Origin of the sequence: Pseudomonas sp. HMSC066A08, assembly GCF_001813025.1 — a bacterium.
GTDB lineage: Bacteria > Pseudomonadota > Gammaproteobacteria > Pseudomonadales > Pseudomonadaceae > Pseudomonas > Pseudomonas aeruginosa.
The window spans coordinates 68,638-93,532 of sequence record NZ_KV811287.1 but is presented as its reverse complement, the minus strand read 5'-3'; the positions used below and the strand labels follow the sequence as shown (position 1 = coordinate 93,532).

Sequence of the window (24,895 nt, the reverse complement as noted above, 5' to 3'; positions counted from 1 at the left end):
GACCAGCGGCTGGTCGGGATCGCCTTCGAGGAAGGTCACCAGCACCTCCATGCCGACCCGCGGGATGGCGATGGCGCCGTAGCCTTTTCCCGCCCAGCCGGAGGCGACGCGCAGCCAGCAACTGGTCTGCTCGTCGGCCTGGCCCTCGCGGTCCCAGTGGAATTGCACCTTCACCCGACCGTAGCGGTCGCAGTGGATTTCCTCGCCCTTCGGGCCGGTCACCACCGCGCTCTGCGTCCCACGGATACGCGGCTTCGGCGGTGTCTGCGGCGGGCGGAAGAACACCTCCCAGGGGGTTGCGCGAAAACGGTTGCGGTAGCCCTGTTGGAAGTCGTCGTTGGCGTTGGCGGAGGTGATGCTTTCCTCCAGTACCTGCGGCTGGCGGCCTTCGTGGAAGACTTCGGTGAGCAGCCAGAGGTCGTTCCAGCCCGCCTGGGGATGGGCGGCCAGCGGCAGGAAGTGGCCGCTGAGCAGCAACGGTTGGTCGCTGCGGCCCTCGGCCAGGCGGTAGTCGCTGCGCTGCCGTTCGAGGGCACGCCTGGCCAGGTGCTTGCCGCGCTCGCGGTCGACGAAGCGGCCGGGGTAGTCGTAGTCCTCGAGGTCCGGCCGGGCTTCGCCGCGGGCGGCGCTTTCCAGCGTCAGGCGCGGTTTCTCGAAGTCGTAGTCGCGGCGGGTGACGCGGCTGGTGCGGGTTTCCAGGCGCACGCCGAAGCGCTTGACCACCGGACGGTCGGCGACCAGGCCGGAGTCCTGCTGGTAGGCCACCGGGGCGAGGCGCGGGAATACCGTCTGGTCGTCGCCGAACACCAGCAGGTGCACCTCGGCGCTGTGCTGGAAATGAAAATGGATGCCCTCTTCGGCACAGATGCGCTGGACGAAAGCCAGGTCGCTCTCGTCGTACTGCACGCAGTACTCGCGTTCGGGGTAGCGGGTGCCGAGCTGGAAGCGGTAGGCGTCGGCGAGGATGCCGTGTTCCTCCAGCACCCGGCCGACGATCTGCGGCACCGTGAGGTGCTGGAAGATGCGCTGGTTGGTGCGCAGGGCGAGGTAGGCCAACCGCGGGACGAGGGTGACGCGGTAGCGGGTCAGGCGCTTGCCCGAGTCGCCCTGTCCGGCACTGCGCACCAGGCCGTGGATACCGTTGCCGGCGGGCCCGAGGGCAAGGAAGGCGGGTTTGTGCAGCAGGCTTTCGAGGTCCGGCACGGGGCGTTCGCCGACCAGTTCCAGCTCGAAGATGAACGGCTGGCTGATGGCTTCGCGGCCGCTGAAGGAGAGCACCTGCAGGTCGAGGGCGAGGCCGTCGAGGGCGAGGCTGAAGTGGGTCTGGTTGGCGGCTGCGAACATCCGTTGTCCCTCACTGGCGCAAGCGACCGATTCGATTGTCCTGCCTGGCGCGGGCGAGACAAGGGCGTCAAGGCTCGATCGGAAGCTGCCTACAACAAAAGCGGCATCGACCCGGCGCCGGCTTTCCTGGCCACGACGCAACGGGTCATGGAAGGCACGCCGGCCAGCGAGGCTGGCCGTGTGCGAGGATCGCGGCTCAGCCGGCGACCGGGGAACGCCAGTCGTCGGAGCCGGAGGTGCCGGAGACTTCGTGGGTCCAGGTGATCTTGCGGTAGGTGAAGTGCACGTCTTCCAGGTGGGTGAAGTGGGCGTTGCCCGGATCCTGGCAGTTGGGCATGTAGTCCTTGATGTCGACGATGATCGCGTCTTCCAGGACGGTGGTGTAGTAGTGCTCCTGGGTGCCGGCGGCGGAGGTGCGGTACCACTGGATCTCGACCTTGGTCAGGCGCTCGCCGGAGGTCAGGGCGGCCAGCAGCAGCGGCGAGGCCTTGTCGAAGACCTTGGTGACGACCACCGGCTTGTGCACGCGCTGGCCGGTCGGCTGGCCGGACTGCGGGTCGCGCGGGATGATCACTTCGTGGTTGAAGCCCTGGACCATCACCTGGTCCTCGTGGCCTTCCTGGTAGGTGTTGCCGACCGAGTCCTCGGTGAAGGCGCCGGCGGTGATCAGGCCCTGCTTGGTGCCGGTGATGGACATATAGGCGGGTGTTGCCATGGATGCATTCCTTGTCAGTGGTAGCCGGGACGACATGTCCTGGTGCGGCAGCTCCCCAACAAGCTTCGTGCCAATAAAACATTTACCTTTTAAATCAAACCCTTGAAGAATTTACCGGCCCGCACGAACGTTTTTCCCCGGGTTTACCCCGAAAAAGTGAGCAAGTTGTTGCACAGTGCTATGCAAGAACTTGCTCACTTCACCGAAGACCCCGCCAGGCCTTGGCCCTGGCATTGTATCCACAGCTTTTCCCGAAGTTATCCAGCAAAAAGTTGCACACCTGCCGAGTGCCTCAGAGCCAGTTCTTGAACTTGAACCAGAGGTACGGAAGGATCGCCGATACCACCATCATCCCCAGCGCCATCGGATAGCCGATGGACCAGTCCAGCTCGGGCATGTCCTTGAAGTTCATGCCGTAGACCGTGCCCACCAGGGTCGGCGGCAGGAACAGTACGGCGGCGATGGAGAACACCTTGATGATGCTGTTCTGCTCGATGTTGATCAGGCCAAGGGTCGCGTCGAGGAGGAAGTTGATCTCGGTGGACATCTTCGCCAGGTACTCGTCCAGCGAGCGCACGTCGCGCTCCACGGTCTTCGCCAGCACCTTGGCCGGCTCGGAAAGCCAGCCGTTGCAACCCTGGCGGAAATAGCTGTTCATCCGATTGATGCTGAGCAGGCTGTCGTTGAGCTTGGACAGCAGCGAGCTGCTGCGCCCGAGGTGCTTGATGATCTGCTGCAGGTCGGTCTTCGGCTTGCGGGTCTGGGCGGTGGACTCGGCGAAGATCTCCCGCGACATGCTGCTCAGTTGCCCCTGTACGGCCTCCAACACGTCGGCGATGCGGTCCACCAGGCTGTCCATCATCAGGGCGAACAACTGGGTGCTGCTGCGGTTGGCGTCGAGCTGGCGGATGCAGCGGTTCTCGAACTCGCGGAACGAACGCAGGTCGGCGTAGCGCACGGTAATCAGCCATTTCTCGCTGAGGACGAAGGTCACTTCCTCTGTGCTCGGCCGGTGCTCGGTGATCCCGCCGACCACCGAAGTGGTCATGTAGAGGACGTTGCCGTCCTCGTAGAAGCGCGACGAATCCTCGATCTCGGCCATCTCCTCGCGGGTCGGGATGTTCACCTGCAGGTGGGATTCGAGCAGGCGCTCCTCTTCGGGGGTCGGGTGATGCAGGTCGATCCACAGGGTGCCCGGCGGCAACCCCCGCTGGGCATCGTCGTGCTGGCGTCGCTCCAGGCGGTCGCCGGAAAGGATGTAATAGGTGATCATGTCGGGTATCGCTACCTTCGCGGCCATCCGTTGGCCAAGCAGGGTGGACAACTTCCCGCCGCCGCACAAGCGGTACTTTGCGCCAGAACGAGGAGCGCCCGATGAGCGAACAGGACGACAACCAGGAAGACGGCTTCGCCGAGGAAAAACTGATCCAGGCCATCGAGAACCAGATCGAAAGCGAGAATCCGCCGGCGGCGCGCGCCGTGTTCAACAAGCTGACCCTGGTCGGCTACGAGCGCGACGAGGCGCTGGGCATGATGGCCTACGTGCTGGCCCACGAGATCAACGCCATGCTCGCCGCCGACCGCGCTTTCGACAGCGCCGGCTACGAGCATGCGCTGCGTGCCCTGCCGACGTTGCCGGACGACGAATGAGCGGAGCCGGACCGACTGGTGCCGGCGAGTGCCCCTCGTATCCATACGGTTTTGTTTCGCCAAACGCCTGCCGCTCTGGTAGAAAGGTGGCGCCCACTCTCCGTGCCACCTGCTTTCGCGGAGCGATACCGGATGCGATCCTGGTTCCACTTCCTGCCCATCTGCCTGCTGCTGGCCCTTTCCGGCCCGGCGGCAGCCGTCCCGACAGAACCCCTGGTGCTCGGCGCCGAAGACGACTGGTATCCCTATACCGCCTACAAGGACGGCCGCATCCAGGGCATGAGCGCGGACATCGTGCGGGCCGCCTTCAGAGCTGCGGACACGCCGGTCCAGCTCAATCCCTACCCCTACTCCCGCTGCATGAAGCTGGCCCTGAAAGGCTTGATCGCCGGCTGCTTCAACACCTCGCCGAACCCGCACATCCTCGCCGACTACCGTCTGCCCCGGCATCCGTTGTTCCGCGCGGAGATCCAGCTCTGGGCGCGACGCGACGAAGCGCGGCCGGTGGATGCGGAGCAGGCGCTGAGCGGACGGAAAGTCGCGGTGACCCTCGGCTATGAATACGGCGACGGCTTCGATCGACGCCACGACCTGGTGCGCATCCCGGTGCGCAAGGACTACTACGGTTTCCTCATGCTCCAGCGCGGCCGCGTCGACTACGCCCTGGCCTACCGCAATACGGCTCGCCAGTTGTTCAGCGAACATCCCGAACTGGAAGGCCAGTTCCAGCCGGTGGCCACGGTCCACCGCCCGGAGCTGTACCTGTCGTTCTCGCGCCGCCACCCGCAGGCCGAGCACCTGCTCGAACGCTTCGACCTCGGCATGCAGCGCATCCTCGCCAGCGGCGAGTACCAGAAGATCCTCGACGGCTGGAGCCAGGCCGCCGACGCTACGCCCTAGTCCAACTACACTCACCGGTGCTCAACACCGCAAGGAGCCGACATGGCCTTCACTCCCGAGCTGATCGACGAACTGGAACTGCTGGCGCTCTTCAACCTGAACAACACCCAGGAAGGACTCAAGGTCCATCACACCGCCGACGGCAAGGCCGTCGCCGCCGCCCGACGCCTGCACGACAAGGGGCTGATCGACCAGCCCGACGGCGGCTACCTGACCAGTCTCGGGCTGGATGCCGCGGAGCAGGCACAGGGCCTGCTGACCATCCTCAAGGGTTGACGGAATCGGCCATCGCGACCTGCTCCCGACAGGCCGCGACGGTTGCCCCGGTTCGCAGCGCGGCGCTCAAGCCGCCGCGCTTCCGGGCGATACAATGGCATGACCGGAGCCAGGCACGGCGCCTGGCCTTGCCTGTGCCCGGACGCCCATGAACCGACACCCCGCACTCAGCCTCGATCTCGACGATGGCATCGACCGCAAGGTCCTCGGCCAGTTGCGCCAACGCTTCCTGTCGGTCAACGCCGGTCGCCTGCAACGCGCCCGGCAGGCGTTGTCCAGCCGCCAGGAGCGGGTCCTGCGCCTGCTACCGCTGCTGTTCCACATCAACCATCCGCTGCTGCCGGGCTACCTGTCGGCCAGCACGCCGGCGGGCCTGAGCGGTTTCGAGGCGGACGACGAAGTACTCGGCGAAGCCCAGCGCCTGGCCCGTTCGTTTGTCTACAAGCCACGCAGGCAGGAACCCGCACAGCAGCCGATCCACGGCCTGTTCCTGATGGGCAGCCTGGGGAGCCTGGCCCAGGAGGAACAGAGCGATCTCGACCTCTGGGTCTGCCATGCCCCAGAACTGGAGCCCGGCGCACGCCAGGAGCTGCGCCGCAAATGCGCGTTGATCGAGGACTGGGCACGCAGCCAGGGCAGCGAGGTGCACTGTTTCCTGATCGACGTCGCCCGCTTCGGCCAGGACGAACGCGAAGACCGGAAGGAGCCCGGCGGCGACGGCAATACCCAGCACTTCCTGCTGCTCGACGAGTTCTACCGTAGCGCGATCTGGCTCGGCGGACGCACCCCTCTGTGGTGGCTGGTGCCGCCGGCCCATGAACGGAGCTACGACGAATACTGCCGGACCCTGCTCGGCAAACGCTTCATCCGCGCCGAAGAGGTGCTCGACCTCGGCCACCTGGCGCACATCCCCGCCCGGGAGTTCATCGGTGCCGGGCTCTGGCAGTTGTCCAAGGCCATCGATTCGCCCTACAAGTCGCTGCTCAAGCTGCTGCTCACCGAGGCCTACGCCAGCGAGCACCCGCGGGTCCGCTGCGTCGCCCTGCGCTTCAAGGAGCAGGTATTCGCCGGCCAGCTCGATCTCGACGAACTGGACCCCTACGTCCTGGTCTATCGCCATCTCGAGCGCTACCTGCGGGAACAGCAGGCGCCGGAACGCCTGGAACTCGTGCGGCGCTGCCTGTACCTCAAGGTCGGGCGCAAGCTCGGCGGTCGCCAGCGCCAGGCGCAGAAGGGCTGGCAGCACCTGTCGATGGAGCGGCTCGTCGCGGAATGGCAATGGGAGCCTCGCCGCTTGGCCCTGCTCGACAGCCGCAGCCAGTGGAAGATGCGCCAGGTGATGGAAGAGCGTCGCACGGTGGTCAACGAACTGACCTACAGCTACCGCCTGCTCTTCCAGATCGCCCGCCAGCAAGGCGCGGACAGCGGCATCGACAGCCGCGATCTGGGCCTGCTCGGCCGCCGCCTGTATGCCGCCTTCGAGCGCAAGGCAGGCAAGGTGGAGAACATCAACCCGGGGATCGCCCCGGATCTCGGCGAAGACGTCCTGACCCTGGTCCAGCTTCCCGCCGACGACGACCGCGAGCAGGCGCAGTGGGCGATCTTCCCCGGTGCCCTGGGCGCTCACCAGTGGCCTGACTACGCGCCGCTGAAACGCAGCCTCAGGCTGGTCGAGCTGCTCGCCTGGTGCCATCGCAACGGCGTCATCGACAGCGCCACCCGGCTGTCCCTGCATCCCGGCCAGAGCGACCTCGGCGATGCCGAACTGGACAATCTCCTGGGCAGCCTGCGGCAGTTCCTTCCTGTCCCCCTGGCGACCGTGGACGACGCCGACCTGCTGCAACCGCGTCGGCTCAAGAGCGTCCTGCTGCTGGTCAACGTCGGTGTCGACCCACTGCGCCACCACAGCCAGATGAACCTGCACATGGCTACCGGGCGTACCGACGTGCTCGGTTATGCCGGGGTGCGCGACAACCTGGTGCTGACCATCGACCAGCTCAGCCTCAACAGCTGGAACGAACTGACGGTGCGCCATTACGCAGGCCCCCAGGCGCTACCCGAGTGCCTTGCCGAGTTCCTCGACGCCGTCCGCGAAAAGCCCGGAAGCCCGCCGCAGCCGCCCGGACTGATGGTGCGCTGCTTCTGTCGCAACCGGGCCGCCTTCATCGCCGTGCGGGTCGAAGAGCTGTTTCGCGAGACCTACGGGCAACTGCTCGGCGGCCAGCCGAGCCGCTACCTGCTGCAGATCCGCCAGCAGTACCACCTGCTGGAAATGTCGCCGGAAGCGGTCAGCCACGAGAGCCTGCCCGACCTGCCGAGCCTGATCCAGCATCTGGGCCGCGAGCGCGATGGCTACAGCGTCCTGAAGCTGGATCGCCACGCCCTGGAAGGCGAGGACCTCGGGCTGGTCCTGTCCATGGGGCGGCCGGATTGTATCCAGGTGTTCTACCGGCGTGACTTCGACAGCGCCGAGATCAGCCTGCTCGACGAACGCAACGCCCTCTGGCGCCAGCGCCAGGCATTGCGTGACGAACGCAGCCTGCTCGCACCGCTGCAGCGCTTCCTGCAATCGCTGCTGTACCGGCGCAACGCCCTGTCGCTGGCGGAACAGGTGCCGGCCTCGCTGGATATCCGCTACTACGAGTTGCTCTCCAACGACGGCAGATTGCACGTCGAGTCTCGCGAAGCGCCGGAGGCCCTGGCCGGGCCCGCACTGTACGAGCTACAGGCGCTACTCGAGCGCGGCGAACGCAAGCGCGTGCAGGTCACCCTGTACTGCGATCACCAGGAGTTTTCCGAACTGGAATACGGCGCGGGCCTGTTCAAGGCGGTCGCCCGCCATATCCTGGCGCATCGCGCGGAAAGCGCCCCCTACCCCTGCTACCTGACCGACCTCGACCTGTCGCGGCTGTTCGCCGACGAACAGCCGCAAACGCTGCACTATCTGCGTTATAAAAGCGTCCTGGAAACGGCGCTGAACCAGGCGCTGCTGGAACAATGACCCAGCGCCGCGCCGCGCGGGGCTCGACAAGGACGTACGGATGGCACTCCTCGGTATTACCCTGCTCGCTGGCGCCGCATTCGTGGGCGGCTATCTCTACCGCCGCGGCCTGGATCGCCGGCGCTACCGCTTCATCCAGCAATTCCGCCTGCCGCCGCGGGTCGCCCAGGCGGTCCGCGAGCGCTATCCGCAGCTCGGCGAGGAAGAGGTCCAACGGGTGCTCGGCGGCCTGCGCGAATACCTGCTGCTATGCCGCGCCGCCGGCAAGCGGATGGTCGCGATGCCGTCCCAGGTTGTGGATGTCGCCTGGCACGAACTGATCCTGCATACCCGGCTCTACCAGCACGTCTGCCGCAAGGGACTCGGGCGCTTCCTCCACCATACGCCGGCCCAGGCGATGCGCAGCCCCCGACAGGCCCAGGAGGGCATCCAGCGCGCCTGGAAGCTGGCCTGCCGCCGCGAGGGCATCGACCCACTGAATCCCACGCGCCTACCGCTGCTGTTCGCCCTCGACACGGAACTGGCGATCGCCGATGGCTTCCGTTACGCCCTGAACTGCGCGCAGCGGCAAGACGGCGGCGCAGCGGTATATTGCGCCAGCCATATCGGTTGCAGCAGCGGCTGCGCCGGCGATAGCGGCAGTACCTTCGGTTCGGACGGACAGGATTCGCGCCACGGCTGCGGCGGCGATAGCGGTGGGGACGGCGGCAGCGGTTGCGGGGGTGGAGGATGCGGGGGCGGTGGGGGCGACTGAGAGTCGCGAAGCCCGTCGCCGAATGGCGACGGGCGAAAACCGATCAGCGCGCGTAGTCGCCGGCGGCTTCCGGCTGGTATTCGATTTCCAGCAGGGTCAGCTTCAGCGTCTTGCCGCTCGGCGCCGGCCAGTCGATGGTCTGGCCGATGGTCAGGCCCAGCAGCGCGGTGCCCACCGGCGCGAGGATCGAGACCTTGCCTTCGCCGGCCACGTCTTCGGGATAGACCAGGGTCAGGGTGTATTCCTTGCCGCTGCTTTCCTCGCGGCAGCGCACGGTGGAGTTCATGGTCACGACGCCCGGCGGAATCTCGTCATGCCCCACCACCTGGGCGCGCGACAGTTCGGCCTCCAGCGCCTCGGCGGCGGGTCCGAATTCGTCCAGGCCATCCAGCAGGCGCTCCAGGCGCTGCAGGTCCAGACGAGTGATGGTGATCGGCGGCGTGCTCATGATCGCAGGCGTGCTCCTTGGTCCGGTTCGGTTGATCGATGAAAAGCAGGAATCGCAAAAAAGCAAAAACCCCGCCCGAAGGCGGGGTTTTCCCGGACACTAACACAGTCGCAGGAATTAGCAACATCCCCCCTATCAGGAGAGACGGCCCGCCAGCGACTGGCGTCGAGCGGCCTGTGACCTGATCTGCAAGCGGCGGGAATCGTCGGCCTTGCCCCACTCGCGGATTTCCGCCAGGGAACGTCCGCAGCCGACGCAAACGTCCGCATCGTCGAGGCAGCACAGGCGCCGGCAAGGCGAGGCCACCGCCGGCGGCGAAGCCTCAGAGGCCGGGGAACTCGACATCCTCGCCCCCCTGCTCCAGGGTCGCCCGGTTGAGCAGCGCGCCCAGCGGTTCCTGGCTGCCATCGTGGCGCCAGAGGCCGCTGGCCTCGTCGTAATCGAAGTGGAAGCCGCCCGACTTCGCCGCCACCCACAGCTGGCGCAACGGCGCCTGACGGCTGAGGATCAGTTGCGAGCCGTTCTCGAAGCGTACGGTGAGCACGCCGCCGGCGTTCTCCAGGTCGAGGTCCAGGTCGCTGTCATCGAAGGCGTCTTCAACCTGCTGCTGGAGCGCATCGACCAGGTCGTGGAAACGCGCTTCATTCATCGTACTCATGCATTGCCTCGGCATTAGCTAACGGGAAAAAAGGCGGGCGACTACCTTCGTCTTGCCCTATTCCGACAATTCTACGCTGGTATTGCCGTAGTCCGCGCTGTTTTGCCGCGACGCTCGCGGAAAACGCCGGCATCCCCTCTGCCTCAGGCCATTCCCCTGCAAGCCCCGGCACACCTGATCCGGCTCGCATAGGCAAGGCGCCGGGGGGTCGGTATACTCCGGAACAATTCACGTTTTCTACAAGGATTCCGTCATGAAGCGGCTGTTCCTGTCCTTCGTCGCGCTCGCCCTCCTCGCCGGCTCCATCGCCGCCTGCGGCCAGAAAGGCCCGCTGTACCTGCCGGACGACGAAAAAGCCAAGAAAGAACACAGCAAAGACCGCTACGGTTTCTGAGAGAGCGCCCATGGACACATTCAGTTACCGCGACGGTGAGCTGTTCGCGGAAGGGGTGGCGCTTTCCCGCATCGCCGAGCGTTTCGGCACGCCCACCTACGTCTATTCCCGCGCGCACATCGAGGCGCAGTACCGCGCCTATGCCGATGCCCTCGCCGGCATGCCGCACCTGGTCTGCTTCGCGGTCAAGGCCAACTCCAACCTCGGGGTGCTGAATGTGCTGGCGCGCCTCGGCGCCGGTTTCGACATCGTTTCCCGCGGTGAGCTGGAGCGTGTCCTGGCCGCCGGCGGCGATCCGGCCAAGGTAGTGTTCTCCGGCGTCGGCAAGACCCGCGACGACATGCGCCGCGCCCTGGAGGTCGGCGTGCACTGCTTCAATGTCGAGTCCGGCGAAGAGCTGGAGCGCCTGCAACGGGTGGCTGCGGAACTCGGCGTGAAAGCGCCGGTATCACTGCGGGTCAACCCGGACGTGGACGCCCAGACCCACCCCTATATCTCCACCGGCCTGAAAGAGAACAAGTTCGGCATCGCCATCGACGAGGCCGAGGCGGTCTACGCCCGCGCCGCCGAGCTTGACCACCTGGAGGTGATCGGCGTCGACTGCCACATCGGCTCGCAGTTGACCCAGCTGGAGCCCTTCCTCGACGCCCTCGAGCGCCTGCTCGGGCTGGTCGACCGCCTGGCCGGCAAAGGCATCGGCATTCGCCACCTGGACCTCGGCGGTGGCCTCGGGGTGCGCTACCGCGACGAACAGCCGCCGCTGGCCGGCGACTACATCCGCGCCATCCGCGAGCGCCTGCACGGCCGCGACCTGACCCTGGTGTTCGAGCCGGGCCGGTCCATCGTCGCCAACGCCGGCGTGCTGCTGACCCGTGTCGAGTATCTCAAGCACACCGAGCACAAGGATTTCGCCATCGTCGACGCGGCGATGAACGACCTGATCCGCCCGGCTCTCTACCAGGCCTGGATGGACGTGCAGGCGGTACGCCCGCGCGACGCCGCGCCGCGCCGCTACGACCTGGTCGGGCCGATCTGCGAGACCGGCGACTTCCTCGCCAAGGATCGCGACCTGGCGCTCGCCGAAGGCGACCTCCTGGCGATGCGCTCGGCCGGCGCCTACGGCTTCGTCATGAGCTCGAACTACAACACCCGCGGCCGCGCCGCCGAGGTGCTGGTGGATGGCGAGCAGACCCACGAGGTCCGTCGCCGCGAGACCGTCCAAGAGCTCTACGCCGGCGAAAGCCTGCTGCCGCAGTGAGGCCCAGACCATGCTTTTGCGCTTCACCAAGATGCATGGCCTGGGCAACGACTTCATGGTCCTCGACCTGGTCAGCCAGCACGCCCATGTGCAGCCCAAGCACGTCAAGCTCTGGGGCGACCGCAACACCGGAGTCGGCTTCGACCAGTTGCTGATCGTCGAGGCCCCGAGCAGCCCCGACGTCGACTTCCGCTACCGGATCTTCAACGCCGACGGCTCCGAGGTCGAGCAGTGCGGCAACGGCGCACGCTGCTTCGCCCGCTTCGTTCAGGACAAGCGCCTGACGGTGAAGAAGAGCATCCGCGTAGAAACCAAGGGCGGCATCATCGAGCTGAATATCCGCCCGGACGGCCAGGTCACGGTGGACATGGGTCCGCCGCGCCTGGCCCCGGCCGAGATACCGTTCCAGGCCGAGCGCGAAGCCTTGTCCTATGGGATAGAGGTGAATGGCCAGCGCGTCGAACTGGCCGCGGTATCCATGGGCAATCCCCATGGCGTGCTGCGCGTCGACAACGTCGACAGCGCACCGGTACACAGCCTCGGTCCACAACTGGAAGTTCATCCGCGCTTCCCGAAGAAGGCCAACATCGGCTTCCTCCAGGTGCTCGATCCGCACCATGCACGCCTGCGCGTCTGGGAGCGCGGCGTCGGCGAGACCCAGGCCTGCGGCACCGGCGCCTGCGCGGCGGCGGTTGCCGGGATTCGCCAGGGCTGGCTGCAATCGCCGGTGCAGATCGACCTCCCCGGCGGCCGCCTGCACATCGAGTGGGCAGGTCCCGGCCAGCCCGTTATGATGACCGGGCCCGCCGTCCGCGTGTATGAAGGCCAGGTCCGCCTGTAAGGGCCGTCGCCCGCGAGAACCGAGACGCTTATGACCGAGAAAAGCCAGGAACCGACAGCAGCGCTGGACGCCGAGCAGGTGGCCGCCTATCTGAGCCAGCACCCGGAGTTCTTCGTCGAGCACGACGAGCTGATCCCCGAGCTGCGCATCCCGCACCAGCCCGGCGACGCCGTGTCGCTGGTGGAGCGCCAGGTACGCCTGCTGCGCGAGCGCAACATCGAGATGCGCCACCGGCTCTCGCAACTGATGGACGTGGCCCGCGAGAACGACCGCCTGTTCGACAAGACCCGTCGCCTGGTCCTCGACCTACTCGACGCCACCAGCCTGGAAGACGTGGTCAGTACCGTCGAGGACAGCCTGCGCCACGAGTTCCAGGTGCCCTACGTGAGCCTGATCCTGTTCAGCGACAGTAGCGTCTCGGTGGGCCGCTCGGTGAGCAGCGCGGAGGCGCACCAGGCCATCGGCGGCCTGCTCTCCGGCGGCAAGACCGTCTGCGGCGTGCTGCGTCCGCACGAACTGGCGTTCCTCTTCGGCGAGAGCGACCGCGACGAGATCGGCTCCGCAGCGGTGGTATCCCTGAGTTTCCAGGGCCTGCACGGCGTGCTCGCCATCGGCAGTCCCGATCCGCAGCATTACAAGAGTTCCCTCGGTACCCTGTTCCTCGGCTATGTCGCCGAGGTCCTGGCCCGCGTGCTGCCGCGCTTCTCCTCGCCGCTGCGCTCGGTCCGCTGAGCGCGGCGGGCGGTCCGAGATGCGCGCCGACCTGGATGCCTTCCTCGAACATCTGCGCAGCGAGCGCCAGGTCTCCGCGCACACCCTCGATGGCTACCGGCGCGACCTGCTGAAGATCCTGGCCCTCGCCGAAAAGGCCGGGCTTTCCGACTGGAGCGCCCTCGACACCCGCACCCTGCGCACCTTCGTCGCCCGCCTGCACCAGCAGGGCCAGTCCAGCCGCAGCCTGGCACGGCTGCTCTCGGCGACGCGCGGCTTCTACCAGTACCTGCTACGCGAAGGGCGCTGCCGGCACGACCCTGCCAACGGCCTGAGCGCGCCGAAGAGTCCGCGCAAGCTGCCCAGGACCCTCGACGCCGACCGCGCCCTGCAATTGCTCGACGGAGCCGTGGAGGACGACTTCATCGCCCGCCGCGACCAGGCCCTGCTGGAGCTGTTCTATTCCTCCGGGCTGCGCCTCTCGGAACTGGTCGGCCTCGATCTCGAATGGCTGGACCTCAAGGAAGGCCTGGTGCGAGTGCGCGGCAAGGGCAACAAGGTCCGCGAGCTGCCGGTCGGCAAGGCCGCGCGCCAGGCACTCGAAGCCTGGCTGCCGCTGCGCGCCCAGGCCGGTCCGGAAGACGGTGCGGTGTTCATCGGCCGCGGCGGCAAGCGCCTGACGCCAAGGGCGATCCAACTGCGAGTGCGCCAGGCTGGCGTCCGCGAGCTGGGCCAGCACCTGCACCCGCACATGCTGCGGCACTCCTTCGCCAGCCATCTGCTGGAGTCGTCCGGCGACCTGCGCGCCGTGCAGGAACTGCTCGGCCACGCCGACATCGCCACGACCCAGATCTATACCCACCTGGACTTCCAGCACCTGGCCTCGGTCTACGACCGCGCCCATCCCCGCGCCAAGCGCAAGGGCAACGCCGATGGAGGCAACGACCCATGAGCAGCCTGCGACTGATCACCTTCGACCTCGACGACACCTTGTGGGATGTCGCCCCGGTGATGAACAACGCCGAGGCCCTGCTCCGCGAATGGCTGGCGAGCAACGCGGCGCGCCTGGGTCCGGTGCCCATCGAGCACCTGTGGGCGATCCGCACCCGCCTGCTGGATCGCGAGCCGATGCTGCGCCACCGCCTCAGCGAGCTGCGCCGCCGCATCCTGTTCCATGCCCTGCTCGACGCCGGTTATCCACAGGCGGAGGCGGAAAGCCTGGCCGAGGCCGGTTTCCAGGTATTCCTCGAAGCGCGCCACCGGGTCACCCTGTTTCCCGAGGTCCACCCGACCTTGGAGATCCTCGCCGACCGCTTCACCCTCGGCGTGCTCACCAACGGCAACGCCGACGTGCGCCGCCTGGGCCTGGCCGACTACTTCCGGTTCGCCCTCTGCGCCGAGGAACTGGGCGTCGGCAAGCCCGACCCGACGCCATTCCGCGAAGCCCTGAAGCGCGCCGGCGTCGAGGCCTCGGCAGCGGTACACATCGGCGACCACCCCAGCGACGACATCGCCGGAGCGCGCCGCGCCGGCATGCGTGCCATCTGGTTCAACCCAAACGGCAAGCCCTGGGCCGGGGAGGAAGAGCCGAGCGCGGAGATCCGCAGCCTCGCCGAGCTGCCGGCCCTGCTCGCCCGCCTGCAATGACGGACCGGGCCCCCGGTCGCGGGTAGCGCCCTAGGCACGCGAAGCGCTGGCCTTGAAGCGCCCTACCCCGCGCAAGATGGAAAACGCCACCGTAACAGCAGCCAACGTCAGCGACACGCCGAAAAGCAGCAACGCCGTCGACGCTCCGAAGCGATCCGCGATCAGCCCGGTGAAGATCACCGGCAGGCTGAAGCCGAGGTAGGCCAACAGGAAGTAGCCCGCGCTGGCCCGCGGCTTTTCCGCACCGGCCAGGAGATTCACCGCCGACAGCCCGCCCAGGTAGGTGAAGCCGTAGCAGGAACTGCTCGCGCCCAGCGCACCGAACAGCACCGCAGCCAGCGAGCCGTGGATGGCGCCCCAGGCCAGCAGGGCATAGCTGGGTGGCAGGATCACCAGCCCCAGGCAGGTCGCCGAGGCCGGTCCCATCCGCCGCGCCAGCGGCTGGAACAGCAGGCCGCAGCTGATCACGGTGAAGGTCGAGAAGCCCGACCAGCGCGCCAGCCCGTGGGCCGCCAGCAGCGAAGGCAGGACCGCGATGACCAGGCCCACAGTGGCCCATGCCAGCAGGATCGAGAAGCCGTACGGCAGGCTGCCGGCGGGGAAGAACGGCAGCCGCAGCATCGGTGTATCGCGCCCGCGCGGCGCCTCGTCCGGCAGGCCCGCCACCGCCGCCAGGGCCACGCAGGCCAGTCCCAGCTGGACCCAGAAGCTGCCAGGCACCAGGCTTTCCCGGAACAGCAGGAACAGACTGGTCAGTGCCGCGCCGAGGCCGAAGCCGAGCGAGGTGCTGGCGGTCACCCAGATGGCCGAGGCGCGGGAATCCCCGTCCGCCATCAGTTCGCTCATGTAGGCCGTCCCGGTGGCCGATGCCAGGGCCGTGCCGACGCCGAGCAACAGACGCGCCACGCCGAGCGCCTCCAGGCGCGGCCAGAGCGCCATCACCAGGGTGGCCACCATCGACAGCAGCAGCGCGACGACGATCGGCAGCTTGCGCCCGATCCGATCGGCCAACCCGCCGAGTACCAGCAGCACCGGCAGTACGCCGAGCACATAGCCGGAGAAAGCGGTGGCGGTGGCCGCCGCGCCGTAGCCGGAAAGCTCCGCGTAGGCGGTGTACAGCGGCGCCTGGAGGTTCACCGCCAAGGTGATCAGACACAGGCCGAAAGCCAGGCATGCGGCGTGGCGACGGGTATTGCTCATGCGTTTCTCCGTTCAAGGGCCTGCCGCGGCAGAGCGGTGGGCACTGGATAGCCCGCGAGAAGAGGCGTCGACTATCCGGCGCGGCGGCGCTGCGGAACAAGTAACAGCTGTTCGGATTTGTGATTAACTGTTCGCCTAAAAAGACCGAACAGTGAGACAGGCATGCACCTCCGGATCGACCGCAATGCCAGCGAGCCGCTGGTGCAGCAGATCGTCGCAGGGATCAGCGGCTGGATCCGCGACAATCGCGTCCGCGCCGGCACGCGGATTCCGTCGATACGCCAGTTGGCCAGGGAAAACCAGCTCAGCCAGTCCAGCGTGATCGAGGCCTACGACCGCCTGGTCGCCCTGGGGATGCTGGAATCGCGGCACGGCTCGGGGTTCTTCGTCGCCGAGGCGCCCGCCGCCGCTACCGACCTCGACAGCGAGTGGCACGAAGGCGCGGAAAGCGCATGGAGCCAGTTCAGCGGCAGCTCGACGAAACTCAAGCTCGGCTGCGGCTGGATTCCGGACAGCTGGCGGGAAGTCGAGGAACTCAGCTACGCGATCCGCCAGGTCACCCGCAGCGAACTCGCCGGGCTGTTCGACTACAGCACTCCGCTGGGCCTGCCGGCGCTGCGCCAGCACATCCAGAAACGCCTGCGGCTGATCGATATCCATGTCGACCCGGAGCAGATCCTCACCACCACCGGCGCCAGCCATGCCCTCGACCTGTTGGTGCGCACGCTGCTCAAGCCGGGCGACGTGGTGGTGGTGGAGAACCCCGGCTACTACAACCTGTTCAACCTGCTGAAATTCCACGGGGTGAAGATGCTCGGCGTGCCGCGCACCCGCCACGGCCCGGACACCGCCGTGCTGGAGACGATCCTCCTCGCGCACAAGCCGAAGTTCCTTTTCACCAACAGCATGTACCACAACCCCACCGGCACCAGCCTCAGCCCATCGGTGGCCCACCGCGTGCTGCAACTGGCCGAGCAGCATGATTTCCACATCGTCGAGGATGACATCTACGCCGACTTCCAGAACGGCCCCAGCACCCGCCTGGCAACCCTCGATTCGCTGCGCCGGGTAGTCTACCTGGCGAGCTTTTCGAAAACCCTCAGTTGCTCGCTACGGGTCGGCTACCTGATCGCCGGCCCCGAGCTGATCCGGCGCCTGGCGGATGTCAAGATGTACACCAGCATCGGCAGCCAGCGTTTCGCCGAATGCGTGGTCTCGACCATGCTCGCCAACGGCAGTTACCGCAAGCTGGTGCAACGCCTGCGCCAGCGCCTGACCCGGCAGATGGCGGCGACCCTGCGGGTACTTGGGGACAATGGCTGGGAGGTGTTCGCCGAACCGGTCGGCGGGATGTTCGTCTGGGCCCGTACCGGCAACTACCCGTTCGCCGAATTGCAGGCCGTGGCGACACGCCTGGGCGTGCTGCTGTCGCCGGGCAGCGGCTTCAGCCCGGAAGGCGAGGAGAGCGACTGGCTGCGTATCAACATCGCCTACGCCAGCGACCCGCGGGCCCTGGCGTTCTTCGAGGCGTTCGGGTGAGGCGCGCTCTTGCCCTCCCCTGCCTCACCGGTAGTCGGGCAGGATCACCATCGCGGCCAATACCGAACCGGGCGTGATTCTCTCGGCGGTCTGCACATAGGAGGCTTTCACCGGGATCCAGTACGCCCCGCGGTGTTCTTGTCGTACGCGGTCACCGGCAACGAGAGTCCCATCCGTAGCGGCACGCCGGCCTCGTCGGTAACCCGGATCGATACGCCGGTCGCGGTGCTGCCCGCCAGGCGCGGCAGCACACCCGAGCCGCCGGCCACCACGCCCCCATCGGCTGGACGCTGTAGCCGACGCGGTTGTAGCCGAGGAGGAAATGGGGTTGGCCCGTCGCCTTCCATGCCTGACTTGGAAAACGTCCGGAACTGCATGCGGGTGTGCGAGAGAGCCCGAGGAGGCGAGGGCGCCATAGCACAAGGCCCGCCATTCCCTCACGGGTGGCGGGCCTTGGGATGACGCGAAATCAGATGGGGCGGCTGCCGTACTTGCTGTCCGGCTTCTTCGGCGGATCGGCCACCACGTTGGGTTCGATCTCCTGCACCTTTCCACCGCGGGAAAGGAATTCCTCCATCGCCTTGGCGAGGGCGTCACGCTCTTTCTGCTTGGCTTCGACCGAGGGTAGCTCCTCTTCCACCACGGCGGCTTTCGCCTTCTTGCCGGGGGCGGGGGCCTCGTCGCCGTCGCTGCTGTCCGCTTCGCCGTCGTCGGCCGCGGCCAGCTCTTCGCCGTCGTCCTCGTCAGCGCCGTCCAGCTCGTCCTGTTCCAGTTCTTCTTCGCTCATGGTCAACCTCTCGGTGCTGCAAAAGCAGGTTAGTTATAGCCCAGCCGCGCATTTTGATGAGCGCCGCCGGAAAAAATTCATACTGACTCGCCCTGCCAGGTGGCGAGCACGCGGCGTGCCCCGCCCCTGTCCCGGTGTTCACCGAGATAGATCCCCTGCCAGGTGCCCAGCGCCAACCCTCCCGACTGTATCGGCAGGGTCAGTTGGCAGCCCAGCAGGCTGGCCTTGAAATGCGCCGGAAGGTCGTCCGGACCTTCGTCGTTGTGTTCATAGCCGACTTCGCCGCATGGCGCCAGCCGCTCGAAAAAACGCTCGAAATCCCGGCGTACGGCAGGATCGGCATTTTCATTCAGGGTCAGTGAAGCCGACGTATGTTGCAAAAGCAGGTGCAGCAGGCCGACCCGGCATCGCCGAAGCTCCGGCAAGGCGTCGAGTATCTCCTCGGTGACGAGGTGAAAGCCCCGCGGACGCGGGCGCAAGGTGACCAGGGTCTGCTGCCACATGCTGCTGTTCCAAATCGGCTCCGATCCGTCGCGCCGCGCATTCTAGCGCGGCATTTGAAAAAGCAAAGAGCGTAAGAGACAGACCTGTGAAAGCTGAGGGTTGCGCAGTCCGCCGACAGTCGCTGAAAGACCGGTTGCGGAAAAGTCGTGGCAGTCGCGGGAAGCGCCCAGGACTTTCGACGCGCAAGGGCATGGCGTTCGGAGAAGGCGAGCGCGGGAGGCAAGCCGACGCCCGGCGGAAAGCCGGGCGCCGGCAGGTATTACAGGTTGTAGCCGCGCTCGTTGTGCAGCGCCAGGTCGAGGCCGACCGCTTCCTCTTCCTCGGTGACCCGCAGGCCCATGACCAGGTCCAGCACCTTGAGGATCACGAAGGTCACCACGGCGGTGTAGACCACGGTGAAGGCCACGCCCTTGAACTGCACGAAGAACTGCGCGCCGATGTCCTCCACGCTGCCGAAGCCGCCCAGCGACGGCGCCGCGAAGATCCCGGTGAGCAGCGCACCGACGATACCGCCGACCGCATGTACGCCGAAGGCGTCGAGGGAATCGTCGTATTTCAGCGCGCGCTTGAGACTGGTGGCGGCGAAGAAGCAGATCACCCCGGATGCCAGGCCGATCACCAGCGCGCCCATCGGGCCTGCGGTGCCGGCGGCCGGGGTGATCGCCACCAGACCGGCGACCACGCCGGACGCGATGCCCAGGGCGCTCGGCTTGCCGTGGGTGATCCACTCGGCGAACATCCAGGCCAGGGCCGCGGCGGCGGTGGCGATCTGGGTCACCAGCATGGCCATCCCCGCAGTGCCGTTGGCGGCGGCGGCGGAACCGGCGTTGAAGCCGAACCAGCCGATCCACAGCATGGCCGCGCCGACCAGGGTGTAGCCGAGGTTGTGCGGCGCCATCGGCGTGGTCGGGTAGCCCTTGCGCTTGCCCAGCACCAGGCAGGCGACCAGGCCGGCGATACCGGCGTTGATGTGCACCACGGTGCCGCCGGCGAAGTCCAGCACGCCCCAGTCCCACATCAGCGCGCCGTCGCCGCTCCAGACCATGTGCGCGATCGGCGCGTAGACCACGGTGAACCAGACCGCCATGAAGATCAGCATCGCCGAGAACTTCATGCGCTCGGCGAAGGCGCCGACGATCAGCGCCGGGGTGATGATCGCGAAGGTCATCTGGAAGGTGATGAACACGCTTTCCGGGAACAGCGCGGTGGCGGATGTCAGGCCGTCGGCGGTGAGACCGCTGAGGAAAGCCTTGTCCAGCCCGCCGACGAAGGAATTGAAGTTGAGGACGCCCTTCTCCATCCCGGCGGTATCGAACGCCAGGCTGTAGCCATAGACCACCCAGAGAATGGTGATCAGGCCGGTGATGGCGAAGCACTGCATCATGATCGACAGCACGTTCTTCGCTCGCACCATGCCGCCGTAGAACAACGCCAGGCCGGGGATGGTCATGAGCAGGACGAGCGCAGTGGAGATCAGCATCCAGGCGGTGTCGCCACTGTTCAGGACGGGCTCCTCGGCGGCCAGGGCGACGCCCGGCAAAGCGAGGGACAATAGGGCTCCTAGCCCTGCGATCTTACGCAGAGTCATGTTGGTATTCTCCTGGGGCTTTTGGGGGTTCGGTTGGGCTTAGATCGCGTCGGTATCGGTTTCGCCGGTACGGATGCGGATGGCCTGTTCCAGGTTCACCACGAAGATCTTGCCGTCACCGATCTTGCCGGTATTGGCCGCCTTGGTGATCGCCTCGATGACGCGGTCCAGCTGGTCGTCGGCGATCGCCACGTCGATCTTCACCTTGGGCAGGAAGTCGACGACGTACTCCGCGCCGCGATACAGCTCGGTGTGGCCCTTTTGCCGGCCAAAACCCTTGACCTCGGTCACCGTGATGCCCTGCACACCGATCTCGGACAACGACTCGCGGACGTCGTCCAACTTGAACGGCTTGATGATGGCAGTGACTAGCTTCATGAAACTCTCTCCCGTGTTTGGTGGACTCGCCCCAGGAAAACGAACCCGAGGACAGTCTAAGCGCAGTGTCTGGCTTTGTAACGCGCCGGTCCCTCTGGGAAGCATGATCGGGACCCTCCGCCCCGACCTGGCCCTGCTGCGGCCGTTCGATGCCGCAACCTGCCGGCCTCCCGCAACCGCCTCATCTGCCGCACCGGTACTGCTTCAGTGCACGCCTCACCCCGGCCAAAGCAGAAAGCTTGCCAGCTCCGGCAAATCCGCCGGATTTCAAGCTCTTAGCCGCCACCCCGGGGATAGTGCGGAACGCCGGCCTCGGGGCGGCGCACCAAATAGGCGCAGACGCGCTCCGACAATTGCGCAAAAAGTGTGCAATGCCCCTCCCGCGAGCACCGACAACATCGTGCTAGACTGCCGCCCACTCGTTACCGGAACCCTCGCCATGCTGCCGCCCAAAGCCGTCTTCGAAGCCCTCAGCCAACAAGCCAGCCGCCTGTTCGCCGGCGAATCGCCGTTGCCCAAGGCCGAGCTGGAGTCGCAGTTCCGCGCCCTGATGCAGAGCGCCTTCAGCAAGCTCGACCTGGTCAGCCGCGAGGAATTCGACAGCCAGATGCTGGTCCTCGCCCGCACTCGCGCACGGCTGGAAGCCCTGGAGGCCAAGGTGGCGGAACTCGAAAGCAAGCTGACGCCGCCCGCCGACTGATCCTCCCGCCTGCGAGCGGCGTGAGATCAAGGAGCGATCCATGTCCCTGGCGATTGTCCACAGCCGAGCCCAGGTCGGCGTCGAAGCCCCCAGCGTCAGCGTCGAGGCGCACCTGGCCAACGGCCTGCCTTCGCTGACCCTGGTCGGCCTGCCGGAAACCGCGGTGCGCGAGAGCAAGGACCGCGTGCGCAGCGCCCTGCTCAATGCCGGTTTCGACTTCCCAGCGCGGCGCATCACCCTCAACCTCGCCCCTGCCGACCTGCCCAAGGACGGCGGTCGCTTCGACCTGGCCATCGCACTCGGCATCCTCGCCGCCAGCGGCCAGTTGCCCGGCACCGCCCTCGACGGCCTGGAGTGCCTCGGCGAACTGGCCCTGTCCGGGGCGATCCGGCCAGTGCGAGGCGTATTGCCGGCCGCACTGGCGGCGCGCGACGCAAGGCGCGTTCTGGTGGTACCGAAGGAAAATGCCGAAGAGGCCAGCCTGGCCAGCGGGCTGACGGTGTTCGCCGTGGACCACCTGCTGGAGATCGCCGGACACCTCTCCGGCCAGGCCCCGCTGCTGCCCTACCAGGCCCACGGCCTGCTCCGCGCGCCCTTCCCTTATCCAGACCTGGCCGAGGTCCAGGGCCAGGCCGCCGCCAAGCGCGCCCTGCTGGTGGCCGCCGCCGGCGCGCACAACCTGTTGCTCAGCGGCCCGCCGGGCACCGGCAAGACCCTCCTGGCCAGCCGCCTGCCCGGCCTGCTGCCGGCGCTCGACGAGGACGAGGCCCTGGAGGTCGCGGCGATCCATTCGGTAGCCAGCCACGTCCCCCTCAGGCACTGGCCGCAGCGACCGTTCCGCCAGCCGCACCATTCCGCCTCGGCGCCGTCCCTGGTCGGCGGCGGCAGCCGCCCGCAGCCGGGCGAGATCACCCTGGCGCACCAGGGCGTGCTGTTCCTCGACGAACTGCCGGAATTCGAGCGCAAGGTCCTGGAAGTCCTGCGCGAGCCGCTGGAAAGCGGCGAGATCGTCATTGCCCGGGCCAACGGCCGGGTACGTTTCCCCGCACGCTTCCAACTGGTGGCGGCGATGAATCCCTGTCCCTGCGGCTACCTCGGCGATCCCAGCGGCCGCTGCCGCTGCACCCCGGAACAGGTCCAGCGTTACCGGGGCAAGCTGTCCGGACCGCTGCTCGATCGCATCGACCTGCACGTCAGCGTGCTCCGCGAAAGCACCAGCCTGCAGCCAGGACACGGCGAAACCGCTACCGCCGAGGTCAGCGAACGGGTTGGCGCCGCACGGCAACGGCAACTGGCCCGCCAGGGCTGCGCCAATGCCCATCTCGATCTCCAGGCGATGCACCGCAATTGTGCGCTCGCCGAAGCGGACCGTCGCTGGCTGGAGAATGCCGGAGAGCGCCTGGAACTTTCCTTGCGCGCCTTGCATCGGGTCCTCAAGGTCGCGCGTACCCTGGCCGACCTCGATGCCCGGCCAGCCATCGAGCATCAGCACCTGGCCGAAGCGTTGCAGTACCGCAACGGAGCATGACGCACAGCTGCCCCCGCATCTCCTTTTCTTTCAATACGGACCGCCAACCATAAGGACGTCGAAACATGTCAGCATCACCGGAGCGCACTTTCTCCGCAGTCGCCAGAAAGAACTTCAAGCGCCTTCTGACCTATTGGGCACAGATAGGGACCCTCCTCAGTCTCGCCGGAGCCGGTCTCGGCTTTTTCAGCCTGTATGCCTATGCCGAGGCAATAGGTCGGCCCGACCTATTCATGGACTCCATTGACGCCAAGTCGGCGCTGGTCGTCTGGTTGTTACTGGTGGTTCTACTATTGGCTGCTTACCTGTTCGTGCTAAGCGCCACGACCTGGCTGTTCGGAATGACGGTGTCACTGTTCAACAAGCCTCCCGGAAAGCAGCGGGAGGCCGTGCTCTGGCTACTGTTTCCGGTACTCGTGGGTTTCGGAACATTCGTTTTCATCCTCTATTTCCATGCCGATGGAATCGGCGGCAGGGTCGCGGTTCTGCTCGTCGCCTTGGCCGTACTGCTGAGCTGCCTGCTCATGTATGCCTTGTGGGATTTCAGAAAGTTAATTAGGGATGTCCTGAGTGTGAACGGCGCCCAGGTGAAAGCCGGCGAGAAGTGGTTCTTCATGGGCTTTCTCTGGCTCCTGCTGTTCATGACCGTATCAGCGGGTGTTTTTCCTGCGACCCTCACCCTCCAGTCCTACCTTGGTGACGATACGCCGGAGGCCATACCCGGTCTCGCCCGCCTTTCCCTGCTGACTATGGTGCTGACCCTGGTCCCGGTCGTCATCTTCTACCGTGTACCCGGCGACCTCTATCGACGGATAACCTATGCCGTGACGGCCCTCATCCTGATGTCCTGCGCGACAATGCTGATCTCTCCGGGAAGCATGGGCAGGATCACCTACTCAGCCGCCGGGAAACTCAATATCCGTGCTCACGAAAGCACACGCTACGTGCTGAGCGACGATATCCGACTCGCGGATCTGCACGGCCCCCTCTGGAAAACCCGCCTGGGACAATCCTCCAGAGTCGAAGTGAACGCCTGGCAGCTATTCTCTTTCGGCGATGTCCTGCTGCTCTGTCCGGACGACCTCTCCGAGCGGGAACTGCGCGAGCTTCGCCACTACACCAGCTACTGCATCAAAACCCGCAACAGCAAAGTGCTCAGGAAACCGAAGACTCCTGTCTTCCCGCTCCGGGAGAAGAACCGCTGGAGCTGCTCGGCTCCGCCATGGTTCGTGGCCGATGGACACTCGGTAAAACCGTTAAATCACGGATCTATTTAATTCAAAAAAACTATCGCACATATATAATCGAATCAAATTGGCTATCACGATGTGTTAGGCTGTTTCGTCTTCCGCCTTCGGCGGGCAATCCGATCACAAGGAGAGCTAGCTTACATGGAGACACCCACCACCCCCCGGAGCACCCTGAATCCTCCGGTCTTCTATACCTCCGCCGCCCTGATCCTGGCCCTGGTGCTGTTTACCGTGCTCCTCCAGGAAGAAGCGCAATCGCTGTTCAACCACGTCCAGCAATGGATCATCACCAACGCCAGCTGGTTCTACGTGCTGGCCGTGGCGCTGATCCTGATCAGCGTGGTGTTCCTCGCCGTCAGCCGCTACGGCGACATCAAGCTCGGCCCCGACCACAGTCGTCCCGACTACCGCAACACCACCTGGTTCGCCATGCTGTTCTCCGCCGGCATGGGCATCGGCCTGATGTTCTTCGGCGTTGCCGAACCGGTGATGCACTTCACCACCCCGCCGGTGGGCGAGCCGAACACCGTGCAGGCGGCGAAGGAAGCGATGAAGCTGACCTTCTTCCACTGGGGCCTGCATGCCTGGGCGATCTACGCCATCGTCGCGCTGATCCTGGCCTTCTTCAGCTATCGCCACGGCCTGCCGCTGACCCTGCGCTCGGCGCTGTATCCGTTGATCGGCGAACGTATCTACGGCCCCATCGGCCACGCGGTGGATATCTTCGCGATCATCGGCACCGTGTTCGGCGTGGCGACTTCGCTCGGCTACGGCGTGCTGCAGATCAACAGCGGCCTGCACCACCTGTTCGGCTGGCCGGTCAA

Annotated in this window: 27 protein-coding genes; 16 read left to right on the top strand and 11 right to left on the bottom strand. The window is 66.3% G+C overall.

The genetic code is table 11. The features are described from left to right. The 3 genes from tssI to HMPREF2886_RS09130 form a co-directional block, all read right to left on the bottom strand. The coding region (gene tssI, locus HMPREF2886_RS09140) for a type VI secretion system tip protein TssI/VgrG (RefSeq protein ID WP_070747175.1) at nucleotides 1-1,344 on the bottom strand (1,344 nt) is incomplete at its 3' end. A 196-nt stretch (nucleotides 1,345-1,540) separates the two neighbouring features. Then, nucleotides 1,541-2,059, bottom strand: coding sequence for an Hcp family type VI secretion system effector (locus HMPREF2886_RS09135; RefSeq protein ID WP_070747173.1), 519 nt, complete (start codon nucleotides 2,057-2,059; stop codon nucleotides 1,541-1,543). Between the two features lie 292 nt (nucleotides 2,060-2,351). Continuing rightward, the gene (locus HMPREF2886_RS09130; protein ID WP_003096411.1) at nucleotides 2,352-3,332 is read right to left on the bottom strand and encodes a magnesium transporter CorA family protein; all 981 of its coding nucleotides are present in this window, start codon (nucleotides 3,330-3,332) and stop codon (nucleotides 2,352-2,354) included. 101 nt (nucleotides 3,333-3,433) lie between these two features. On the opposite strand from HMPREF2886_RS09130, the gene HMPREF2886_RS09125 reads away from it, so the two are divergent. From HMPREF2886_RS09125 to HMPREF2886_RS09105, 5 genes are all read left to right on the top strand, one after another. Next, a complete protein-coding gene (locus tag HMPREF2886_RS09125) occupies nucleotides 3,434-3,709 on the top strand; it encodes a hypothetical protein (RefSeq protein WP_003114340.1) in 276 nt (91 codons plus the stop codon). Between the two features lie 132 nt (nucleotides 3,710-3,841). After that, nucleotides 3,842-4,609: a substrate-binding periplasmic protein gene (locus HMPREF2886_RS09120; RefSeq protein WP_010792978.1), complete on the top strand. Its 768-nt coding sequence runs from the start codon at nucleotides 3,842-3,844 to the stop codon at nucleotides 4,607-4,609. 42 nt (nucleotides 4,610-4,651) lie between these two features. After that, complete coding sequence (locus HMPREF2886_RS09115) at nucleotides 4,652-4,885, top strand: TIGR02647 family protein (RefSeq protein WP_003096418.1); 234 nt, start codon at nucleotides 4,652-4,654, stop codon at nucleotides 4,883-4,885. 148 nt (nucleotides 4,886-5,033) lie between these two features. Next, the gene (locus HMPREF2886_RS09110; protein ID WP_070747171.1) at nucleotides 5,034-7,886 is read left to right on the top strand and encodes a class I adenylate cyclase; all 2,853 of its coding nucleotides are present in this window, start codon (nucleotides 5,034-5,036) and stop codon (nucleotides 7,884-7,886) included. 40 nt (nucleotides 7,887-7,926) lie between these two features. Continuing rightward, on the top strand, nucleotides 7,927-8,640 hold the full coding sequence (locus HMPREF2886_RS09105) for a glycine-rich domain-containing protein (RefSeq protein WP_039028199.1): 714 nt from the start codon (nucleotides 7,927-7,929) through the stop codon (nucleotides 8,638-8,640). 43 nt (nucleotides 8,641-8,683) lie between these two features. Here HMPREF2886_RS09105 and rnk read toward each other — a convergent pair whose 3' ends face one another. From rnk to cyaY, 3 genes are all read right to left on the bottom strand, one after another. Further along, nucleotides 8,684-9,088 (bottom strand): nucleoside diphosphate kinase regulator, encoded by a 405-nt coding sequence (gene rnk, locus HMPREF2886_RS09100; protein WP_003096424.1) that lies wholly within the window; start codon nucleotides 9,086-9,088, stop codon nucleotides 8,684-8,686. Nucleotides 9,089-9,223: 135 nt separating this feature from the next. Further along, on the bottom strand, nucleotides 9,224-9,433 hold the full coding sequence (locus HMPREF2886_RS33095) for a DUF1289 domain-containing protein (RefSeq protein WP_003161172.1): 210 nt from the start codon (nucleotides 9,431-9,433) through the stop codon (nucleotides 9,224-9,226). Further along, nucleotides 9,411-9,746 carry an iron donor protein CyaY gene (gene cyaY, locus HMPREF2886_RS09095; RefSeq protein ID WP_003121284.1) on the bottom strand — a complete coding sequence of 112 codons (336 nt, stop codon included), beginning with the start codon at nucleotides 9,744-9,746 and terminating at the stop codon, nucleotides 9,411-9,413. Before cyaY ends, HMPREF2886_RS33095 begins: the two co-directional genes overlap by 23 nt. A gap of 253 nt (nucleotides 9,747-9,999) precedes the next feature. Here cyaY and HMPREF2886_RS09090 point away from each other — a divergent pair, with 253 nt between their 5' ends. The 6 genes from HMPREF2886_RS09090 to HMPREF2886_RS09065 are packed head-to-tail and all read left to right on the top strand — an operon-like array spanning nucleotide 10,000 to nucleotide 14,597. Further along, entirely contained in the window at nucleotides 10,000-10,140 is a 141-nt protein-coding gene (locus HMPREF2886_RS09090; protein WP_003096430.1) for an LPS translocon maturation chaperone LptM, read from the top strand. Nucleotides 10,141-10,150: 10 nt separating this feature from the next. Further along, nucleotides 10,151-11,398 (top strand): diaminopimelate decarboxylase, encoded by a 1,248-nt coding sequence (gene lysA, locus HMPREF2886_RS09085; RefSeq protein ID WP_033978460.1) that lies wholly within the window; start codon nucleotides 10,151-10,153, stop codon nucleotides 11,396-11,398. A gap of 10 nt (nucleotides 11,399-11,408) precedes the next feature. After that, the gene (gene dapF, locus HMPREF2886_RS09080; RefSeq protein ID WP_033970035.1) at nucleotides 11,409-12,239 is read left to right on the top strand and encodes a diaminopimelate epimerase; all 831 of its coding nucleotides are present in this window, start codon (nucleotides 11,409-11,411) and stop codon (nucleotides 12,237-12,239) included. Nucleotides 12,240-12,269: 30 nt separating this feature from the next. Next, nucleotides 12,270-12,971, top strand: a complete 702-nt coding sequence (locus HMPREF2886_RS09075) for a DUF484 family protein (protein WP_003096433.1) — start codon at nucleotides 12,270-12,272, stop codon at nucleotides 12,969-12,971. A gap of 19 nt (nucleotides 12,972-12,990) precedes the next feature. Then, nucleotides 12,991-13,902 (top strand): tyrosine recombinase XerC, encoded by a 912-nt coding sequence (xerC, locus tag HMPREF2886_RS09070; protein ID WP_033970036.1) that lies wholly within the window; start codon nucleotides 12,991-12,993, stop codon nucleotides 13,900-13,902. After that, on the top strand, nucleotides 13,899-14,597 hold the full coding sequence (locus tag HMPREF2886_RS09065; protein WP_003123715.1) for an HAD family hydrolase: 699 nt from the start codon (nucleotides 13,899-13,901) through the stop codon (nucleotides 14,595-14,597). The genes xerC and HMPREF2886_RS09065 overlap by 4 nt, the downstream gene beginning before the upstream one ends. Before the next feature lie 30 nt (nucleotides 14,598-14,627). Here HMPREF2886_RS09065 and HMPREF2886_RS09060 read toward each other — a convergent pair whose 3' ends face one another. Further along, nucleotides 14,628-15,797 carry an MFS transporter gene (locus HMPREF2886_RS09060; RefSeq protein WP_033978461.1) on the bottom strand — a complete coding sequence of 390 codons (1,170 nt, stop codon included), beginning with the start codon at nucleotides 15,795-15,797 and terminating at the stop codon, nucleotides 14,628-14,630. Nucleotides 15,798-15,959: 162 nt separating this feature from the next. Here HMPREF2886_RS09060 and HMPREF2886_RS09055 point away from each other — a divergent pair, with 162 nt between their 5' ends. Continuing rightward, complete coding sequence (locus tag HMPREF2886_RS09055; protein ID WP_033978462.1) at nucleotides 15,960-17,336, top strand: aminotransferase-like domain-containing protein; 1,377 nt, start codon at nucleotides 15,960-15,962, stop codon at nucleotides 17,334-17,336. 469 nt (nucleotides 17,337-17,805) lie between these two features. Here HMPREF2886_RS09055 and sutA read toward each other — a convergent pair whose 3' ends face one another. From sutA to glnK, 4 genes are all read right to left on the bottom strand, one after another. Then, nucleotides 17,806-18,123: a transcriptional regulator SutA gene (sutA, locus tag HMPREF2886_RS09050; protein WP_003096440.1), complete on the bottom strand. Its 318-nt coding sequence runs from the start codon at nucleotides 18,121-18,123 to the stop codon at nucleotides 17,806-17,808. 77 nt (nucleotides 18,124-18,200) lie between these two features. Then, the gene (locus tag HMPREF2886_RS09045) at nucleotides 18,201-18,626 is read right to left on the bottom strand and encodes a secondary thiamine-phosphate synthase enzyme YjbQ (RefSeq protein WP_033970039.1); all 426 of its coding nucleotides are present in this window, start codon (nucleotides 18,624-18,626) and stop codon (nucleotides 18,201-18,203) included. A 260-nt stretch (nucleotides 18,627-18,886) separates the two neighbouring features. After that, nucleotides 18,887-20,215 (bottom strand): ammonium transporter, encoded by a 1,329-nt coding sequence (locus tag HMPREF2886_RS09040; protein ID WP_003109815.1) that lies wholly within the window; start codon nucleotides 20,213-20,215, stop codon nucleotides 18,887-18,889. A gap of 39 nt (nucleotides 20,216-20,254) precedes the next feature. Continuing rightward, nucleotides 20,255-20,593: a P-II family nitrogen regulator gene (glnK, locus tag HMPREF2886_RS09035; protein WP_003096476.1), complete on the bottom strand. Its 339-nt coding sequence runs from the start codon at nucleotides 20,591-20,593 to the stop codon at nucleotides 20,255-20,257. Between the two features lie 439 nt (nucleotides 20,594-21,032). Here glnK and HMPREF2886_RS09030 point away from each other — a divergent pair, with 439 nt between their 5' ends. The 4 genes from HMPREF2886_RS09030 to HMPREF2886_RS09015 form a co-directional block, all read left to right on the top strand. Further along, nucleotides 21,033-21,293 (top strand): accessory factor UbiK family protein, encoded by a 261-nt coding sequence (locus HMPREF2886_RS09030; RefSeq protein ID WP_003096478.1) that lies wholly within the window; start codon nucleotides 21,033-21,035, stop codon nucleotides 21,291-21,293. A gap of 40 nt (nucleotides 21,294-21,333) precedes the next feature. Continuing rightward, entirely contained in the window at nucleotides 21,334-22,821 is a 1,488-nt protein-coding gene (locus tag HMPREF2886_RS09025) for a YifB family Mg chelatase-like AAA ATPase (RefSeq protein WP_033978463.1), read from the top strand. Between the two features lie 65 nt (nucleotides 22,822-22,886). Next, nucleotides 22,887-24,098 carry a hypothetical protein gene (locus HMPREF2886_RS09020; RefSeq protein ID WP_052156965.1) on the top strand — a complete coding sequence of 404 codons (1,212 nt, stop codon included), beginning with the start codon at nucleotides 22,887-22,889 and terminating at the stop codon, nucleotides 24,096-24,098. 114 nt (nucleotides 24,099-24,212) lie between these two features. Continuing rightward, on the top strand, nucleotides 24,213-24,895 hold a 683-nt coding region (locus HMPREF2886_RS09015; RefSeq protein ID WP_177344449.1), incomplete at its 3' end, for a BCCT family transporter.

Excerpts from the sequence above, each read along its gene's own strand:
- HMPREF2886_RS09135 (WP_070747173.1), bottom strand. The coding sequence starts at position 2,059 with ATGGCAACACCCGCCTATATGTCCATCACCGGCACCAAGCAGGGCCTG.
- HMPREF2886_RS09130 (WP_003096411.1), bottom strand. The coding sequence starts at position 3,332 with ATGATCACCTATTACATCCTTTCCGGCGACCGCCTGGAGCGACGCCAG.
- HMPREF2886_RS09125 (WP_003114340.1), top strand. The coding sequence starts at position 3,434 with ATGAGCGAACAGGACGACAACCAGGAAGACGGCTTCGCCGAGGAAAAA.
- HMPREF2886_RS09120 (WP_010792978.1), top strand. The coding sequence starts at position 3,842 with ATGCGATCCTGGTTCCACTTCCTGCCCATCTGCCTGCTGCTGGCCCTT.
- HMPREF2886_RS09115 (WP_003096418.1), top strand. The coding sequence starts at position 4,652 with ATGGCCTTCACTCCCGAGCTGATCGACGAACTGGAACTGCTGGCGCTC.
- HMPREF2886_RS09110 (WP_070747171.1), top strand. The coding sequence starts at position 5,034 with ATGAACCGACACCCCGCACTCAGCCTCGATCTCGACGATGGCATCGAC.
- HMPREF2886_RS09105 (WP_039028199.1), top strand. The coding sequence starts at position 7,927 with ATGGCACTCCTCGGTATTACCCTGCTCGCTGGCGCCGCATTCGTGGGC.
- rnk (WP_003096424.1), bottom strand. The coding sequence starts at position 9,088 with ATGAGCACGCCGCCGATCACCATCACTCGTCTGGACCTGCAGCGCCTG.
- HMPREF2886_RS33095 (WP_003161172.1), bottom strand. The coding sequence starts at position 9,433 with ATGTCGAGTTCCCCGGCCTCTGAGGCTTCGCCGCCGGCGGTGGCCTCG.
- cyaY (WP_003121284.1), bottom strand. The coding sequence starts at position 9,746 with ATGAGTACGATGAATGAAGCGCGTTTCCACGACCTGGTCGATGCGCTC.
- HMPREF2886_RS09090 (WP_003096430.1), top strand. The coding sequence starts at position 10,000 with ATGAAGCGGCTGTTCCTGTCCTTCGTCGCGCTCGCCCTCCTCGCCGGC.
- lysA (WP_033978460.1), top strand. The coding sequence starts at position 10,151 with ATGGACACATTCAGTTACCGCGACGGTGAGCTGTTCGCGGAAGGGGTG.
- dapF (WP_033970035.1), top strand. The coding sequence starts at position 11,409 with ATGCTTTTGCGCTTCACCAAGATGCATGGCCTGGGCAACGACTTCATG.
- HMPREF2886_RS09075 (WP_003096433.1), top strand. The coding sequence starts at position 12,270 with ATGACCGAGAAAAGCCAGGAACCGACAGCAGCGCTGGACGCCGAGCAG.
- xerC (WP_033970036.1), top strand. The coding sequence starts at position 12,991 with ATGCGCGCCGACCTGGATGCCTTCCTCGAACATCTGCGCAGCGAGCGC.
- HMPREF2886_RS09065 (WP_003123715.1), top strand. The coding sequence starts at position 13,899 with ATGAGCAGCCTGCGACTGATCACCTTCGACCTCGACGACACCTTGTGG.
- HMPREF2886_RS09060 (WP_033978461.1), bottom strand. The coding sequence starts at position 15,797 with ATGAGCAATACCCGTCGCCACGCCGCATGCCTGGCTTTCGGCCTGTGT.
- HMPREF2886_RS09055 (WP_033978462.1), top strand. The coding sequence starts at position 15,960 with ATGCACCTCCGGATCGACCGCAATGCCAGCGAGCCGCTGGTGCAGCAG.
- sutA (WP_003096440.1), bottom strand. The coding sequence starts at position 18,123 with ATGAGCGAAGAAGAACTGGAACAGGACGAGCTGGACGGCGCTGACGAG.
- HMPREF2886_RS09045 (WP_033970039.1), bottom strand. The coding sequence starts at position 18,626 with ATGTGGCAGCAGACCCTGGTCACCTTGCGCCCGCGTCCGCGGGGCTTT.
- HMPREF2886_RS09040 (WP_003109815.1), bottom strand. The coding sequence starts at position 20,215 with ATGACTCTGCGTAAGATCGCAGGGCTAGGAGCCCTATTGTCCCTCGCT.
- glnK (WP_003096476.1), bottom strand. The coding sequence starts at position 20,593 with ATGAAGCTAGTCACTGCCATCATCAAGCCGTTCAAGTTGGACGACGTC.
- HMPREF2886_RS09030 (WP_003096478.1), top strand. The coding sequence starts at position 21,033 with ATGCTGCCGCCCAAAGCCGTCTTCGAAGCCCTCAGCCAACAAGCCAGC.
- HMPREF2886_RS09025 (WP_033978463.1), top strand. The coding sequence starts at position 21,334 with ATGTCCCTGGCGATTGTCCACAGCCGAGCCCAGGTCGGCGTCGAAGCC.
- HMPREF2886_RS09020 (WP_052156965.1), top strand. The coding sequence starts at position 22,887 with ATGTCAGCATCACCGGAGCGCACTTTCTCCGCAGTCGCCAGAAAGAAC.